This window comes from Celeribacter sp. (assembly GCF_048266405.1).
GTDB lineage: Bacteria > Pseudomonadota > Alphaproteobacteria > Rhodobacterales > Rhodobacteraceae > Celeribacter.
The window spans coordinates 1-16,626 of record NZ_JBLWZO010000009.1; the positions used below are offsets into that span (position 1 = coordinate 1).

Consider the following 16,626-nt stretch of genomic DNA (forward strand, 5'->3'; position numbering starts at 1 on the left):
CAAGGTTGGCGACACGCGCCTCGGAGATGTCGATGCCGATTACGTGGTTGCCGAACCGCTGCAGTTCCTTTGCAACAGAACTTCCGAAGTTGCCCAGACCAACGACACCAAATGTTCGCTTTTTGATATTCAATGCGTTGTGTCCATCCAATTTGACTGCCGCGGAACATTGCCGCAAAGCAAAAAGATGTCAACATGGGCTCCAAGCGGACTTGTGGTGGTGCGACACGAAAATCTTGACCTTGCAGGCTTCAGTACGGCCAACCAGATGACCGGTCCCAGCCCGAAGCAGTCGTTGTCCTCCAACATATTAGGTCAGCATCCAGATTATTTTGGGGAAGCCGCAACGCGGCATCATTGCCTTCGGACAAGGTCGGTTTTGGGCCGTTCACATCGACCAACACCATAGGCGATAAGCAAACATTCGTAGCAAAAACGACACTTGCCTGCCAGTCTGCAGAACCTCCAGTGTAACAATTGTCTTTGCCATATAGTCCATTCCCAACATTACCTCGCCGCCTAAATCCTGCCATAATCGGACTGTAGCTCTGAACAGGTTTAAACGTTCGACTTTTGCGCCCTTACTAATAACTAATAATATGAATGGGCGACAATAAACACGGGTTAGCGAGCATAAGAGGCACACAGGCAGATGACTACGGTCTCATTGACTCTTCAGAATGTGAACGGGGATCCAAGCATATCTGGAGGAAATATCAACATCACCACCGGCACCACGACTGGCGCGGTGTTTAATGAACCGTCAGGCTCAGTTTCCCTTAGCACTGTTCTGTTCAACGACAGTGTCACAATTGGTGGCTTTACCTACTCCTACGACTATCTCGGCGCAGGTGATGTGCGGGGGAATGCGAGCCAACCGGCGGCCTTCATTCGAATTACGTCGTCGCCCTCGGGTTCTCCACTAACAGTTGGGCAGACCTTTGCCATCGATCTGTCTGGTCAACCCGGAGATCCAGACTATCCCAATTTGCAAAAGGGGAACACCAAACTCCAAGTATCAGATCTGGATGAAACCGCGATCGTACAGTTTCCTGGTGTGCCTTGCTTTGTCGCCGGCACAGCAGTCACAACCAGATTTGGAACTAAACCCGTTGAGGCTATTAAAATTGGTGACGAGGTATGGACCTATGACCACGGCTTGCAAACGGTGCGATGGATTGGGTGCGTTGAGGTGGATGCGTCTGGTCATCAGGCCCCAATCGAATTTGCCCCCGGTACAATTGGAAACCATAACTACCTGAGGGTTTCACCGCAGCATCGCGTACTCGTGCGGGGTTGGCGGGCTGAATTGGTCTGTGGAGCCGATCAGGTCTTGGTGCCTGCCTGTCATCTTCTCTCCGAGGGGAAAGTTAGACGTGTTGTCGGAGGACGCGTCCGCTATGTGCATATGCTCTTTGACCACCATGAGATTGTTGAAACCGATGGTGCCCTGTCAGAAAGCCTCTACATTGGAACCCAAAGCCTAAAGACTTTACCCAGCCCCTCGGTTGCAGAAATATTCGAGCTTTTCCCGGAGTTGAAAGCTCGTGTCGACCGAGAGCTCATAGCGCGCAAGGTGGCACGGCGTCATGAGGCAGCTCTTTTGGCCCCAGCGTAGCTAAACGCAGAACCAAACTGTTTTCGTCAATGCACGAAAACGTGTTCGACAGCTTGCCTATGTTTAGCGGCACGAGATGCAGAGTTGTAATTCTCCCATCGAAATGTTGCAGGATGCGCGAATGTCTGGTCTGGGGAAGCTGCAACGCAGCGCCTGACATTGTTGTGAATGGCCGGTCTGGGCCGTTAGCACCCCGCTCCACTATCACTTCTCAAGCCCACAGCACACCGCACTAGCGCAATCGTTGGGATGGCAGCTGCGCAAGCACGCGATAAAGAGCCTCGACATCTTCGACGAGTTCAGATTGCATAGATGCAAAATCCCCAAGCCACTTACCAATGGAGGCAGCATTGGCAATCATTCGGTGCAAAGACCACCCCCCGAAAGGTAGGACACGGACTTACCAACGCGCTGTTGAGCCGGTTGGCCATCCAGAGAGCGCCTTGGTCTGCGGTTCGAAACACTGCGAGGCCAGCGGGTTGATCTGGCTCGAAACTCATGAAGCATTGGACTACGCAGTTGGACGCCGGATATTTGACGCTTTCAGCGGGTCTGCAATGAAAATGCGGGCACGCTAGATTCGATCGTTTCTGGACGGAAGATCCGCTACGGACTCTAAGTTCGCGGTATTCAATCACTGCTGCAAATGACCGCAACGGGCCATTTCATGCAAACGGCACCAAAGGGGGGTAAGCCTTTTTACCCACCCGTTGGCTGGCTACTTCCGCGGACGCATTTTTGAAACCGCAACACCTCTAGCCTTCTTTCTCCGACATTTCAGTCCTTGCCCCCGCCGTCACACTCCATACGTTCCCGCCAAGCCGCCAATAGCTCGCCAAGAAGTGACATATCATCAAATGGCCGATACCCAGGCACGTCGAACTGCACAAACCCAGGAGTTGCTTTTTCTATTCTGAGGTCTTTGGCTATGATTGCCTCATAATCTGAAAATGGATTGCCCAGAGCATACCAACGCGACACCGTGCGCGCCCATCCCTTGTCGGGGTCAATCGCGACGAGCTGGGAGGTCGAAACCCAGCCTTCCTTTATTTTCGGGTGCCCCGAAGCAATCCCCCACAGAATGGGCGCGCCTTGAAAAGAAATATAGGGTCGCCAGTAGTTCAAAACTGGCGCTGCGGCGAGGTCGGTGTCCGTGGGCCCAACATCGGCAGCATTGGCGGCGGAACGTATTTTTTGAACCCAGGCGTCTCTATTGTTCATGGTAGGCAAACTCCAATGTGTCGAATTGTGTGATTAAGGGCTAAGCGGAAGAGCAGAGAGTCACCTCAGTGCCCGCGACTGATGATCAGTGCTGCAAGGGCTGGACATCGCCACACAAAATCAGAACGCAAAGGGAACATTTGAGTTCAGAAGCTGGAGGTCAACACTTGTTTGGCAGCCCGAAATTTCCGAGCTTATTTTTCGCACACAGGCTTTCCCAGACAGGAGTGGGAAATGCCGATCTTTCGAGTCGTTTTTCGCAAGCCCATTTTGGGAAAGTTTTTTCGGATTCACCCAAAGCCACCCTCTTCCACAGCCTCCAATATTGCAAAAGCAGTGGTTTTTGTGGGCGCTCCTCTCGTTTCGATTCGGATGCACACGTTGAGGAGGATCACCTCTGCGAGGTCGACCAAAATCCGGACAGCCAGAGCCAGAGTTGCGCTTTACGCCGAAACGGCACAAGATAATCCTAAACAAGAGAGAGTGCCGAATGCTGTGTCCTCTCGCCCCGCGAGAACTTCATCTGCAAAAGGAAAAGAATGAGACTGGCCGACCCACCGACCCACCGTTGGCAGCGGAAAACATCTTAATTTCATGCCAAGCTCAATCCCCCCAAGGCGCCGTGAAACCATCGCGTCGTTCGTCTCGAGAACCGCGGCGGCGTCCCATGTCGATGCCGCCACGTTTGCATCCGACAAGGAGGCGTCTTTTCAAGCGCTGATCGCGGGGTCTTCAAAGGCGGTTGATGCTTTGAAGGATTTCAACTGCCACATTCCGTCTGACGTTGTTGAATGGTCCCCATCATCTGACGGAGTGACAGGGCGCCAACGCCTGTTCCGTGGACACATATTCCCGTCAAAAGTATTGCAACTCTCCGAAATGCGCGGATGCCCGGAGTGCCTTCTGCGCGACCTTGAAGATCACGCAGACCCTAAAACAAGCATGGCGATGCGCGGACACTGGTTGGTGCCGCATGTCACCTTGTGCCTTGAGCATCATCATCCCATTGTGCCGCTCTGGAAAGAGAGCAAGCCCTTACTCCGCTTTGATTCAGCGCCTCACCTCGCCTCTTTGGCTCCTGACATCATGGCGGGAAAGCTGACCCGTGAGTCACGTGAGCCAACGGGCTTTGAGACATGGCTGGATGATCGTCTTGAAGGTCGCGATACTGGCACTTGGCTCGATCAGTTTAGTCTCCATGCCGCCTGCAACTATTGCCTGATGCTCGGGACGTCGTTGCTGCGGCACTTTACCTCTGCTCCATCTGCGGTCCCTGACGAAGAGAAGTGGTTTATCTATGACCTGGGATTTATGGTCGCGCGTCATGGTGAGGAAGAGATCAGAAAGGCTTTGAACGACTTGCAGGGATTGCCAGGCGGACCGCATGACGGTCCTCGAAAGATCTTCCCGAAGATGTATGACCGTCTTGCCTACGATTACATCGATGACCCCGATTACGAGGCCTTTCGGCATATCCTGCGGACGCACATGGTCGAGACCTGGCCCCTGAATGTCGGAGACGAATTACTTGGCGAGCCCGTTGTCGAGAGGCGTCTCCACTCGGTGCGAACCGCGGCACGGGCCACGGGCATAGATCAAAGACGTCTGAGAAAAATCCTCGCTGCCGAAGGTGTCGTTCCAGAAGACGGCTTGCCAGACGCGTGGACAGTCTTCAACGCAAAGCGCGCGGGCTCGATACTAAAAGCTGCAAGCACATTGGTCACAGCCAAGGACTTCGCCGAAGGGATCGGCGCGACCCGCTCGCAATTTGATCTACTGGTCGAAGGAGGCGTGCTAACGCCGCGCCTGCCCTCTGTTCGTGAGGCTGGGACCAAGGCAATCTGGGACCCGGCTGATGGTGTCCGCTTTCTCGACAGTGTCTTCCTTGGTGCATCTCCGCTCCGCCAGGCCCAGCACGGTTGGGAGCACATCTCGAAGTCGGCCGCGCGCCTGATGGTTGGCCCAGAGGTCATCATCGGCGCCATCCAGGAAAAGCGTATCGTCAGGATCGGAAACCACGCCGACTTTGACGGCTATGCCGCCCTCTACGTCTATCACGACGAAGTCTGCTCGATATTGTCTCCGGAGCCCTCATTTAACCAGAGCATTGAGATGTTCGCGAAAACAGTCGGTATCGGGCAACCTGTTCGTATGCGGCGTCTGGTCTTGAATGGGCACACGCCTGCAACATGGATGATGCACCCGAAGCTCAAGAAAGATCAGCTCTTCATCACCCCTGATGACGCTGATGCGTTCCATAAACGCTTCTACACACCGCGAACAATGGCACAGGCCTACGGCAAGAGCTGGCAATCCATGACTGCAACCTTGCGTGTAGCCGGCATCAAGGCCTTCTCTCCGGACGGTGAGGACTACGGCAGCGTCTACGAACGCAAACACGTCGACGCCACATTCCAATAACCCACTGACAATAAATCAAAATAAGAAAGGGCGGCGCTATTGCGCCACCCTTCTTCGTTAACATTGGGCCAAGTCAAATGCCCATTCTGGAAATCTGTTGCGGTGATTCACGGAAATCGGTTGGGGTAATTCACAAACACACCCACCACCCAACATCACCCACACTTCGAGTGACCGCACGCCCCGCAGGTCATGCAGCCCTCAACCATGCGTAGGTCGTATTGGCCGCAGGATGGGCAGGCCTTGCCACGGGGTTTTTCACCCATGACGGCCACCTGTGCTTGGGGGTCGGTTTTGAGGCCCATGCCCTCGCCCTCGATGAAGCCCGTCTCGATCAGGTGGCGTTCGATCACGCCGCCAATCGCTGCCAGAATGGAGGGGATATATTTGCCCTGCATCCATGCGCCGCCACGCGGGTCGAACACGGCTTTGAGTTCTTCGACAACAAAGGACACATCCCCACCGCGACGGAACACCGCCGAGATCATCCGCGTGAGCGCCACGGTCCACGCGAAATGCTCCATGTTCTTGGAGTTGATGAAAATCTCGAACGGACGGCGATGACCGCCATGCACGGTGTCGTTGATGGTGATGTAAATCGCGTGCTCGCTGTCAGGCCATTTGACCTTATAGGTTGCACCCTCAAGGGTCTGTGGACGCTCCAACGGCTCGGAGAGATAGACCACATCTGCGCCCTCTTCGATCTCGGGCACGTCATCGGAGGACTCGCTCACCGACAACACGCTACCCGTCACATCGTTCGGACGGTATGTCGTGCAGCCTTTGCAGCCCGAATCCCATGCCTCCATGTAGACCTCTTTGAAGTCCTCAAAACTGATGTCTTCGGGACAGTTGATGGTTTTGGAAATCGAGCTGTCGACCCATTTCTGTGCCGCCGCCTGCATCCGCACGTGGTCGAGCGGGGCGAGGGTTTGTGCGTTGACGAAATAGTCGGGCAACTCGACGTCCGCGCCGAATTTGTCGCGGTAGAGTTTCACGGCGTAGTCCACCACTTCCTCTTCCGTGCGCGAGCCGTCTTTTTGCAGCACCTTGCGGGTATAGGCGTAGGCAAACACAGGTTCGATGCCCGAGGAGACGTTGCCCGCATAGAGCGAGATCGTCCCCGTGGGCGCAATGGAGGTCAACAGAGCGTTGCGAATGCCGTTGGTGGCAATCGCGTCTTTGACGTCTTGGTCCATATGGGTGAGCGAGCCGCTGGCGAGGTATTTGTCCGCGTCGAACAGCGGGAAGGCCCCCTTCTCCTTGGCCAGATCGCTGGAGGCGAGATAGGAGGCGCGTGCGATGGCTTTGAGCCAAGCCTCGGTCGTAGCGGCGGCCTCTTCGGAGCCATAACGCTGTCCGACCATCAAAAGCGCGTCAGCCAGCCCCGTCACGCCCAGACCGATGCGGCGCTTGGCCTGTGCCTCTTGGCGTTGTTGCTCCAATGGGAAGCGCGAAGCATCCACCACATTGTCCATCATCCGCACGGCTGTCGCCACCAGATCGGTGAGCTTGTCGATATCGAGGCGGGCACCATCCTCAAACGGAGCCTCAACCAGTCGCGCAAGGTTGATGGAGCCGAGCAAACAGGCCCCATAGGGCGGCAAGGGCTGCTCGCCGCAGGGGTTGGTCGCAGCGATCTGTTCGACGTAATTGAGGTTGTTGAGCTTGTTGATCCGGTCGATGAAAATCACACCAGGTTCGGCGTAATCATAGGTGCCCTTCATGATCTTGTTCCATAGATCACGAGCCTGCACGGTGTGATAGACCTTGCCGCCAAAGACCAAATCCCACGAGGCGTCCGCCTTGACCGCTTCCATAAACGGATCAGTGACAAGAACGGAGAGGTTGAACATCCGCAAGCGTGCGGCGTCCTGTTTGGCGGAAATGAAATCCTCGATATCGGGGTGATCGCAGCGCATCGTCGCCATCATCGCGCCGCGACGCGAGCCCGCCGACATGATCGTGCGGCACATCGAATCCCACACATCCATAAAGGACAGCGGGCCAGAGGCGTCCGCCGCCACCCCCATCACATCCGACCCTTTGGGGCGAATGGTGGAGAAGTCATAACCGATGCCGCCGCCTTGCTGCATGGTCAGGGCCGCTTCTTTGAGCATGTCAAAAATACCGCCCATGCTGTCAGGGATCGTGCCCATGACGAAGCAGTTGAACAGCGTCACCGAACGCTCGGTCCCCGCCCCCGCCAGAATGCGGCCCGCAGGCAGGAATTTGAAATCTTCGAGCGCGGAATAGAACTTGTCTTCCCATGCCGCCGCGTCCGTCTCGACCGAGGCCAGAGATCGCGCCACACGTCGCCAACTGTCTTCAACAGTGACATCAAGCGGCGCACCACTCGATTCTTTGAAACGGTATTTCATATCCCAGATTTGTTCAGCGATAGGGGCGGCGAAACGGGTCATTGAGCAAGTCCGATCTTTTGACATCATGAGGAGTGGGCAGCGGGATTTAGCGCGCTTGGAATGGAAAGGCAACTTGAACTCGGGGTCAATTGCCATATTCTGTCACGCTCGACCTGAGGAGAGTATTGTGGCAGATCACGTCAATCTTGTGAAGCTTTGCGTCGGCGTCGATAGCGTCGAGGATTTGGCTGCGCGTATCGCCTTGCGTGGCGGGCGCACAACCTCCCATGTCACCCGTATGTGGCCCAAACAAGAGGACGCTCTGCTCGCAGGCGGCTCGCTATATTGGGTCATAAAAGGCGTCATTCAGGCACGACAACGCATTGTTTCGTTAGAAGAATATCACGGCACCGATGGAGTGCGCCGTTGCGCGATCATGCTCGATGCCGAATTGATCCGCACAACAAACGTGCAACGGCGCCCGTTCCAAGGGTGGCGGTACCTCAAACCCGAGGACGCCCCCGCCGATCTGCCGAAAGGCCGCGAAAACGAATCCGAACTGCCCGCCGATCTGGCGCAAACCCTCGCAGACATCGGCCTGCTCTGACATTGCCCGCGCGAAAACCTTAGCGCAGCACCGCAGTCGTCACTCAATCGCCCACTTGCAGCATGTTTTTGAACACCGACATCGCCGCGCGGTCAGCGTCGGACCAATCCGCCGTGCGGCTTTTGAAGAGCGTCGCTTGCGATTTATGCACGGGCTCGCAGTTCAGAATCTTGAGGTGGTTCGCCCGCAAGGTTTCCCCCGTCGAGGTAATATCCGCCACAGCCTCGGCCGTGAGGTTTTTCACGGTGCCTTCGGTGGCCCCTTGGCTATCGACGAGCTGATAATCCGCGACGCCATGCGCCTTGAGAAATTCGCGCACGAGGTGGTGATATTTGGTCGCGATCCGCAGGCGGAACCCGTGGTGCGCCCGAAAGGCCGCAGCCGCCGCATCAAGATCATCCAGCGTATCGACATCAACCCATGCCTTTGGCACGGCGATGATCAGGTCGGCATGACCGAAGCCCATCGGGGCGACTTCGACCACTTTTGCGTCCCATTGGTTCAACTTGTCACGCACTAGGTCAGACCCCGTGACGCCAAGGTGAATGCGCCCCGCTGCCAGTTCGCGCGGGATTTCAGACGCCGACAACAGCACCAACTCGACACCGTCAATGCCATCCACCGCGCCGGAGTATTCGCGCTCCGCGCCCGTCTGGCGCAGTGTAATGCCGTGGTTCGCGAACCATTCAAACGTCTTATCCATCAACCGCCCCTTGGAGGGCACGCCAAGTTTGATCGTCATTACACGGCTCCCTTCAGGGCAAGCATCAGATCGGGACGTATCACGCCGCCCACAGCGGGCACCCCTGCCCCTTGGCCAAGCACAGCCGTCAGCGCATCATAGCGCCCGCCCGTGGCCACAGGCGGCAAATCGGGACGCGCCTCGGCGTAAAATCCGAAGACGAATCCGTCGTAATATTCCATCGAGGTGCGCCCGTAGGAGGCCTCGAAATCGAGGTGGTCCACATCGACCCCGCGCTTGGACAGCGCTTCGCTGCGCCGATCCAGTCGTGTCACCGCGCCCGAAATGGCGGGCATATCCACGGCAATATCGCGCAATTGCGACAACACATTCGGCACGGTCTCTTTGAGCGACAAAATATCGTCGAGCAGTTCGACTTCCCCCTCGGAGATCGGTGGCTGTGCGGCGTCCTCTTCGAGCTCTTTGATACGCATATCAATTTCGTGTTGGGTCCGAAGCCCCGTAAAGGGTTCCGTATCCTTGCTCATATTGGCCCGCACACGTTCGAGATTGGCCTCACGCTGCTCCGTGCCGCCCGCGGAATACCTGTTCAGCAAGGCGCGGAAACGACGTGGCCTCCAGATGTGACGCAACAAAGCCCCGCGCCGTCCTTCGGTCGTGTTCAACCCGCGCACCGCATCCACCAGAATGCCAATATCGCCCGTTGCCGCCCGCAGATCGTAATCCTTCAACTGCGCGGAGAAATTCGCGAACACGTCCGCATCCGCATCGGCGGCATCCGTGGCCCCAAAGACCTCATAGCCCACCTGCATATATTCGCTGCTGCGCTGCGGGTGATCGTCTTGCTTACGAAACACTTCGCCCAGATAGGTATAGCTCGCAGGATGCCCGTCGCCCGCCATATGGCATTGCACGACTGGCACCGTAAAATCGGGGCGCAGCACCATTTCGCCGCGCTCGGGATCGGAGGTCACATAGGCCCGTGCGCGAATGTCCTCACCGTAGAGATCAAGCAACACCTCGGCAGGCAGCAAAATATCCGTCTCGAACCGCTCCGCACCGCCCGCAACAAACCGGTTGCACAGCGCTTCGGCCTCGGCGCGCACGAGGTGTTTTTCAGAGGTTGTTTTGCTCATCAGGCATAGCTCTCAATGATCTCACGCACCTTGGCGACCAACTGATCCCGCGGCACTTCGAATTGGTTCGGGCGGTCTTTCCATTCCTCAAGGGAGGCATTCTCCGCCAGTTTCGACCCAAGGATCAAATCCTTGATCTGCACCACGCCCTTTTCACACTCGTCGCCGCCTTGGATCACGGCCACGGGGGAGTTGCGTTTGTCTGCGTATTTGAGCTGATTGCCGAAATTCTTGGGATTGCCCAGATAGACCTCGGCACGGATGCCCGCTTGGCGCAGTTCCGTGACCATCTGCATGTAATCACCCATACGCGCCTTATCCATGACGGTCACGACCACAGGCCCCGCTTCCTCGGACCCGATGCGCTTCGTCGCCCGCAAAGCGGCCAAGAGACGGTCAACGCCAATCGACATGCCCGTCGCAGGCACAGCCTGACCGGTGAAGCGTTTGACCAGATCATCATAGCGACCGCCGCCCGCGACCGAGCCGAACTCGCGCACGCGGCCTTTTTCGTCGGTGACTTCAAAGGTCAACTCCGCCTCGTAGACAGGACCAGTGTAGTAGCCAAGCCCGCGCACAACGGCGGGGTCGATAACGATGCGATCGGGGCCGTAGCCCTGCCCCGCGAGCAAATCAGCGATCTCGCGCAGCTCGTTCACACCCTCGACCCCGGTTTGCACATCACCCACCAACTCGCCCAAACGAGCGAGTGTGGCGGCGTTATCGGCTTGGCGTCCGTTAACGAACCCAAGGATCAAATCGATCTGCGCAGGCGCAAGCCCTGCCCCATCGGTGAAATCGCCGCTCTCGTCTTTGCGGCCCTCACCGAGCAAGGCAGTCACACCCGCATCGCCGAATTTGTCATGCTTGTCGATGGTGCGCAGAACGATGCCGCGCACATGGGCGAACTCTTCGGTGTCGGGCAGGCCCGCGGCCTCCAGAACCCCGTCGAGAACTTTGCGGTTGTTCACGCGGATGATGTAATCCCCGCGCTCGATGCCAACGGCCTCAAGCGTATCGGACAGCATCGCGCAAATCTCCGCATCGGCAGCCACAGAGGGCGCGCCCACGGTGTCGGCATCGCATTGGTAGAACTGGCGGAAACGTCCCGGGCCAGGTTTCTCATTACGCCACACCGGCCCCATCGCAAAACGGCGGTAGGGCGATGGCAAATCCTGACGGTATTGCGCCGCCACACGCGCCAGCGGCGCGGTCATGTCATAACGCAGGGCCACCCAATCGGAATCATCTTCCTGCCATGCAAAGACACCCTCGTTGGGGCGGTCCACATCGGGCAGGAATTTTCCAAGCGCCTCGACGGTTTCAACAGCCGACGTTTCCAAGGCCTCAAAGCCGTAAAGATGATAGACTTCGGCAATGCGATCAAGCATAGCCTTGCGTTCGGTCACTTCAGTACCGAAATAATCACGGAAGCCTTTCGGCGCGATTGCCTTGGGGCGCGGAGTTTTTTTGGGCTTGGCCATCGGGTTGGTTCCTTGACGCTTTGTCGCTCGCGGCATAGCCCAAGGGGGCGCTTGGGGCAAGCGGATGAGCCGTAAAGAGACGAATGGAGAGTGAAGATATGTCAGACAACGACCGCATCACAGCCTTGGAAGAGCAAATTTCGCACCTGACGAAAACCGTGGATGACCTGTCCGATATCATCGCGCGTCAGGAAAAAGACCTCGACATCATACAGCGTCGCCTCGGGATGCTGATCGAGGCCGAAGCCTCACGCCAATCGGATGGAGAAGGGTCGATCGCCCTTGCCGATCAACGCCCGCCCCACTGGTAGGACGTACAGCCCCGTAACGCGGGTCGGATCAGCGCACTTCCTCAGTGACCAGTTTCCCGTCTGCGAGCAGCAATTCCAACCAGTTGCCCGCACCGCCAAAGGTCTTGTAGACCGAGACAAACGCCATGTGGCTTTCCAGTTTTGGCAACTTCTCGGCAGGGCAACCCACACCTTTTCGCACACTGCACGATTTGGCTTTGATCTTTTCATAGGCCTTATCAGCCTGCGACCATGCCTCTTGCTCACGGTCCTTGGAATAGCGGTGAACCTCATGCAATGCGGCAGAACCGAACATCACCAAAGAGGCCGTCACCTGACGCGGGCAATTATCCTTGAACCCCGTGATGAACTGGGTCCGCGCACTGGTTGAGGACGGATCGGTATCGTAGAGCTTCCAAACAGCGCGGCCTTCGCGGGGGAACTGATCGACGAGTTTGGCCTGCTTTGTGGGCTTCACCTCACAGGCAATGCCAACCGTCCCAAAGGGAAGAACCTCACCAGGCTGAACGGTAGATAGCGTCTTGGGCCCGCCTGCGGCACCGCCTCCCGCAAACAAGCCGCCGAACAGACCCTTTTTCGCAGGTGCTGCGGCTGCCTCAACGGGAGCGGGTTCGGCTGCGTCCTCCGCCTCTAGAGCATCAGGCGCAAGGGCGGCAGTCTCAACATCGCTTGCAGACTCAGAGGGCGCATCGCTCTGCGGCGCTACAGGCGCAGCAGGCGTCTGCGTTTTCGGCTTGAGAAAAGCAAAGATGCCACCGTTGCCCTTTTGCGTTGCAGTAGTCTCGGCCTCTTGCGCCTCGGCGCTCTCAATCACTTCAATATCCGTGCCCTCAAGCGGCGAAGGCTGCGGCGCGGGCTTCAAGAACGCGAACAGCCCCTTTGGCTCGGGCGCAGGTGTCGCTGCTTCCTCGAAAGCGTCTGCGAGCTCTTGCGCTTGTGACGTGTCGCTCTCGCCATCAACCACGACCTCAGACCCCGTGGCATCCGACACCATCGCGGCCACTGCGGCATCATCGGTTGAGGCCGGTGCCGCATTAAAGGCGGGCACGGCCATCTGGCATCCCCCCAAGACCGTCATCGTCAGTAAGCCTGCCAAAATGCGCATCAGTCGTCTTCCACCATCACAACGCCATCCATAGATTTGATCGCGCCTTTTACTTCGGGCGAAATCACGAATGGGCGGTCTATTTCTATATCGACCTCACCTGGAAGGTCGGGAGCCATCAGGCAAAACGACAACACGCCTTTGGGCGGCTGTTTGGCCTCACGCGTCACGCGCGTCAACAATTCACTCACATTAATAATCGCCGACGCATCGTCGCAGAACACCTTGAGCCCTGCTGCCCCCGCATCGGCCACCACCGTATCCATCGGCGCCACGGCGCGGATAGTCGGGTCGAACTGCCCGTCGTTGAACCGCCCTTCGAGCGTTACCACGACTTTGTCCGTGCTCTCGAACACGGCCCGCGCCGCATCGAGGTCTTCGGGCTTGCGGGCAAACATCGCGATCCCTGCAAGCTGCCCTGTGCTGTCGGAGATGTTCATACGGAAATAGCGGTTGCCCTTGGACGATTTCATCTCGCGAAAGCCCGAGACCATGACGCCGACTTTCATCACGGCGGAGCCTTCGGCCTCGGCCTTGGCCTGTGCGCTTGCAAGCGTGCCGACCTTCTTGCGCTTGAGTGCGGCGGCATAGTCGTCGAGCGGATGGCCGGACAGGAAGAACCCGATGGCCTTTTGCTCTTCCATCAAGCGCTCGGAGGCAACCCAGTCGCTCACAGGCGACAGACGCGGCTCGGGCAAATCCTCGCCCGCATCGCCAAAGAGCGAAACCTGATTGGAGGCCTTTTGCTCATGGATCGCGGCGGAATATTGCACAAGCGCATCAAGGCTCTCGAATACGCGGCGGCGGTTGCTATCCAACAGATCAAACGCACCCGCGCGGGCGAGCATTTCAAGCGGGCGTTTGCCCACACGTTTCAGATCGACGCGACGGGCAAAATCGAACAGCGTCACGAACTCTTTGCCGCCCTCTTCGCGGGCATTGACGATCAGTTGCATCGCCTCACCGCCCACGTTTTTGAGCGCACCGAGCGCATAGACCAGTTTTTGGTCCACCACATCGAAGGTCGCCAAAGACCTGTTCACACAGGGCGGAATGATCTCGATATCAAGACCGCGACGCACCTCTTCGGCATAGACCGACAGTTTATCCGTAAGGTGGATATCGCAGTTCATAACGCCAGCCATGAACTCGACAGGGTGGTTCGCTTTGAGCCACCCCGTTTGGTAGGACACCACCGCATAGGCCGCCGCGTGGGATTTGTTGAAACCGTAGTTGGCGAATTTCTCCAACAGGTCGAAGACCTCGGAGGCCTTTTTCGCCGACACGCCATTCTTGGCCGCACCGGCTTCAAATTTCGGACGTTCGGCGTCCATCGCCTCTTTGATCTTTTTCCCCATCGCGCGACGCAACAGGTCAGCGCCGCCAAGGCTATAGCCCGCCATGACCTGCGCGATCTGCATCACCTGCTCTTGGTAAACGATGATGCCTTGGGTCTCTTCGAGAATGTGGTCAATCGTCGGGTGAACCGACTCCAATTCCTTGCGCCCGTGCTTCACGTCGCAATAGGTCGGGATGTTTTCCATCGGACCCGGACGGTAGAGCGCCACGAGCGCCACGATGTCCTCGATACAGGTCGGCTTCATCTGGCGCAGCGCGGACATCATGCCCGAGCTTTCCACCTGAAACACCGCAACCGTTTTCGCGTCCGAATAGAGCTTGTAGGTTTTCTCGTCATCCAACGGGATGAGGTTGATCTGGTTCTCCCCGCCTTCGGGCGGCTCGTAAAGCTGCGTCCCGTCAGCGGCGATATGCAACGGACGGCCCGATTTGAAGATCAGGTCCATCGCCGACTGGATCACCGTCAGCGTCTTCAGACCCAGAAAGTCGAATTTCACAAGGCCCGCAGGCTCCACCCACTTCATGTTGAACTGGGTCGCGGGCATATCGGAACGGGGGTCTTGGTAGAGCGGCACAAGCTCGTCAATCGGGCGATCCCCGATCACCACACCCGCCGCGTGGGTTGAGGCGTTCCTGAGCAGCCCCTCGACCTTTTGGCCGTGTTGCAACAGGCGGTCGACGACCTCCTCGTTGCGGGCCTCTTCGCGCAGGCGCGGCTCGTCTTGGAGCGCCTGATGGATCGAGACGGGTTTGACGCCCTCGACAGGGATCAACTTCGACAGCCGATCCACCTGCCCGTATGGCATCTGCAACACCCGCCCGATATCGCGCACGGCGGCCTTGGACAAAAGCGCACCAAAGGTGATGATTTGCCCCACCTTGTCGCGGCCATATTTCTCCTGCACGTAGCGGATCGTTTCCTCGCGGCGATCCATGCAGAAGTCGATATCGAAGTCGGGCATGGACACACGTTCGGGGTTCAGGAACCGCTCGAACAGCAGCGAATAGCGCAGCGGGTCCAGATCGGTGATGGTCAACACATAGGCCACAAGGGAGCCCGCCCCCGACCCCCGACCCGGACCGACGGGAATGTTGTTGTCCTTCGACCACTTAATGAAGTCGGCCACGATCAGGAAGTAACCGGGGAAGCCCATCTGCTCGATGATGCCCAGCTCGAACTTGAGCCGTTCCTCGTATTCTTCACGTGGCGCGGCGGGTTCGATCACGGCCAGACGTTTGTCCAGACCTTCCCACGCCTGACGGCGCAATTCCTCAACCTCGTCATCGGCAAACTTCGGCAGGATTGGATCACGCTTGTAGGCCTTGAACGCGCACCGCTTGGCGATCTCCACTGTGTTTTCAATCGCCTCGGGCAGATCGGCAAAAAGCGCGGCCATCTCGGCGGGCGTCTTGAAATAGTGCTCAGGCGTCAAACGGCGGCGCGGCTCGGATTGATCGACATAGGCCCCTTCGGCGATACAGATCAGCGCGTCATGCGCCTCATACATATCCGCATCAGGGAAATAGACATCATTGGTCGCCACTAGCGGCAGACCCAGATCATAGGCCCATTCCACAAAGGGACGCTCGGTGAGGCGCTCGGCCTCTGTCGTCAGACCGTCTTCGCCACGGTGACGTTGCAACTCGACATAGAGACGGTTGGGGTAGATCGCCTTGAGCCGCTCCAACAACGCCCGTGCTTTGGGCATCTGTTGCGCTTGGATCAGCTTGCCCACGGGACCGTTTGATCCGCCCGAGAGACAAATCAATCCCTCACTATACCGCTCCAATTCCTCAATCGTGACCTGCGGAATGCCGTCGTGCTTATCGACGTAGAGACACGAATTGAGCTTCATCAGATGCTCATAGCCGCGCTCGGTCTGCGCGAGCAGAACCACAGGCGCAGGCCCGCGTGGCCGCTCACCCGTCGCCGCAACATCATAGGCCACATCAATCTGGCACCCGATGATGGGCTGCACCCCCGCCCCGCTGGCGTATTCGGAAAACTCCAAGGCGCAAAAGAGATTGTTGGTGTCGGTCACAGCCACCGCAGGCATCCCCGCATCCGCAACCATCCCGCTCAATTTCTTGAGACGCATGGCGCCTTCAAGGAGGGAATATTCGGTGTGGACCCGAAGGTGGATGAAACTGGGGCTACTCATTGGGCGCACGCTATCCCAAGCACACGGGGCGGGCCAACCCAAAAAGCGCCCGAACCGATCACATTGGCATCCCGCCGCCACCGCCCTGCCCCGCGGTGCGCTGCCCACAAAGCGCCCAAAATTTGACCTGTTGGGC

12 protein-coding genes are annotated in these 16,626 nt (G+C 57.7%); 4 read left to right on the forward strand and 8 right to left on the reverse strand.

The window, feature by feature from the left end; translation table 11 throughout:
* On the reverse strand, positions 1-178 hold a 178-nt coding region (locus ACN0TS_RS14390), incomplete at its 3' end, for an NAD-binding protein (protein WP_417260169.1).
* Positions 179-652: 474 nt separating this feature from the next.
* Between ACN0TS_RS14390 and ACN0TS_RS14395 the strand changes: the two genes are divergently transcribed.
* Positions 653-1,618 carry a Hint domain-containing protein gene (locus ACN0TS_RS14395; protein ID WP_417260063.1) on the forward strand — a complete coding sequence of 322 codons (966 nt, stop codon included), beginning with the start codon at positions 653-655 and terminating at the stop codon, positions 1,616-1,618.
* Between the two features lie 777 nt (positions 1,619-2,395).
* Here the strand turns inward: ACN0TS_RS14395 and ACN0TS_RS14400 are convergent.
* A complete protein-coding gene (locus ACN0TS_RS14400) occupies positions 2,396-2,839 on the reverse strand; it encodes a DUF6634 family protein (protein ID WP_417249540.1) in 444 nt (147 codons plus the stop codon).
* A gap of 594 nt (positions 2,840-3,433) precedes the next feature.
* On the opposite strand from ACN0TS_RS14400, the gene ACN0TS_RS14405 reads away from it, so the two are divergent.
* Complete coding sequence (locus ACN0TS_RS14405) at positions 3,434-5,260, forward strand: TniQ family protein (protein WP_417260064.1); 1,827 nt, start codon at positions 3,434-3,436, stop codon at positions 5,258-5,260.
* Between the two features lie 155 nt (positions 5,261-5,415).
* Here ACN0TS_RS14405 and ACN0TS_RS14410 read toward each other — a convergent pair whose 3' ends face one another.
* A complete protein-coding gene (locus ACN0TS_RS14410; protein ID WP_417260065.1) occupies positions 5,416-7,683 on the reverse strand; it encodes an adenosylcobalamin-dependent ribonucleoside-diphosphate reductase in 2,268 nt (755 codons plus the stop codon).
* A 127-nt stretch (positions 7,684-7,810) separates the two neighbouring features.
* Between ACN0TS_RS14410 and ACN0TS_RS14415 the strand changes: the two genes are divergently transcribed.
* Complete coding sequence (locus ACN0TS_RS14415; protein WP_417260066.1) at positions 7,811-8,230, forward strand: DUF1489 family protein; 420 nt, start codon at positions 7,811-7,813, stop codon at positions 8,228-8,230.
* A gap of 43 nt (positions 8,231-8,273) precedes the next feature.
* Here the strand turns inward: ACN0TS_RS14415 and hisG are convergent, their stop codons facing one another.
* Genes hisG through hisS form a run of 3 tightly spaced genes read right to left on the reverse strand, consistent with a single transcriptional unit; the run spans position 8,274 to position 11,553 of the window.
* Positions 8,274-8,972, reverse strand: coding sequence for an ATP phosphoribosyltransferase (hisG, locus tag ACN0TS_RS14420; RefSeq protein WP_417260067.1), 699 nt, complete (start codon positions 8,970-8,972; stop codon positions 8,274-8,276).
* On the reverse strand, positions 8,972-10,069 hold the full coding sequence (locus ACN0TS_RS14425; protein WP_417260068.1) for an ATP phosphoribosyltransferase regulatory subunit: 1,098 nt from the start codon (positions 10,067-10,069) through the stop codon (positions 8,972-8,974). Before ACN0TS_RS14425 ends, hisG begins: the two co-directional genes overlap by 1 nt.
* Positions 10,069-11,553, reverse strand: a complete 1,485-nt coding sequence (gene hisS / locus ACN0TS_RS14430) for a histidine--tRNA ligase (RefSeq protein ID WP_417260069.1) — start codon at positions 11,551-11,553, stop codon at positions 10,069-10,071. The genes ACN0TS_RS14425 and hisS overlap by 1 nt, the downstream gene beginning before the upstream one ends.
* A gap of 98 nt (positions 11,554-11,651) precedes the next feature.
* On the opposite strand from hisS, the gene ACN0TS_RS14435 reads away from it, so the two are divergent.
* On the forward strand, positions 11,652-11,864 hold the full coding sequence (locus ACN0TS_RS14435) for a SlyX family protein (RefSeq protein ID WP_417260070.1): 213 nt from the start codon (positions 11,652-11,654) through the stop codon (positions 11,862-11,864).
* 28 nt (positions 11,865-11,892) lie between these two features.
* Here the strand turns inward: ACN0TS_RS14435 and ACN0TS_RS14440 are convergent, their stop codons facing one another.
* Together ACN0TS_RS14440 and dnaE are read right to left on the reverse strand one after the other, a co-directional pair.
* The gene (locus tag ACN0TS_RS14440; RefSeq protein WP_417260071.1) at positions 11,893-12,969 is read right to left on the reverse strand and encodes a hypothetical protein; all 1,077 of its coding nucleotides are present in this window, start codon (positions 12,967-12,969) and stop codon (positions 11,893-11,895) included.
* Complete coding sequence (dnaE, locus tag ACN0TS_RS14445; RefSeq protein ID WP_417260072.1) at positions 12,969-16,490, reverse strand: DNA polymerase III subunit alpha; 3,522 nt, start codon at positions 16,488-16,490, stop codon at positions 12,969-12,971. The genes ACN0TS_RS14440 and dnaE overlap by 1 nt, the downstream gene beginning before the upstream one ends.
* Positions 16,491-16,626: the final 136 nt, after the last annotated feature.

Coding starts and splice junctions, on each gene's coding strand:
- ACN0TS_RS14405 (WP_417260064.1), top strand. CDS start 3,434: ATGCCAAGCTCAATCCCCCCAAGGCGCCGTGAAACCATCGCGTCGTTC.
- dnaE (WP_417260072.1), bottom strand. CDS start 16,490: ATGAGTAGCCCCAGTTTCATCCACCTTCGGGTCCACACCGAATATTCC.
- ACN0TS_RS14440 (WP_417260071.1), bottom strand. CDS start 12,969: ATGCGCATTTTGGCAGGCTTACTGACGATGACGGTCTTGGGGGGATGC.
- hisS (WP_417260069.1), bottom strand. CDS start 11,553: ATGGCCAAGCCCAAAAAAACTCCGCGCCCCAAGGCAATCGCGCCGAAA.
- ACN0TS_RS14400 (WP_417249540.1), bottom strand. CDS start 2,839: ATGAACAATAGAGACGCCTGGGTTCAAAAAATACGTTCCGCCGCCAAT.
- ACN0TS_RS14425 (WP_417260068.1), bottom strand. CDS start 10,069: ATGAGCAAAACAACCTCTGAAAAACACCTCGTGCGCGCCGAGGCCGAA.
- hisG (WP_417260067.1), bottom strand. CDS start 8,972: ATGACGATCAAACTTGGCGTGCCCTCCAAGGGGCGGTTGATGGATAAG.
- ACN0TS_RS14410 (WP_417260065.1), bottom strand. CDS start 7,683: ATGACCCGTTTCGCCGCCCCTATCGCTGAACAAATCTGGGATATGAAA.
- ACN0TS_RS14435 (WP_417260070.1), top strand. CDS start 11,652: ATGTCAGACAACGACCGCATCACAGCCTTGGAAGAGCAAATTTCGCAC.
- ACN0TS_RS14395 (WP_417260063.1), top strand. CDS start 653: ATGACTACGGTCTCATTGACTCTTCAGAATGTGAACGGGGATCCAAGC.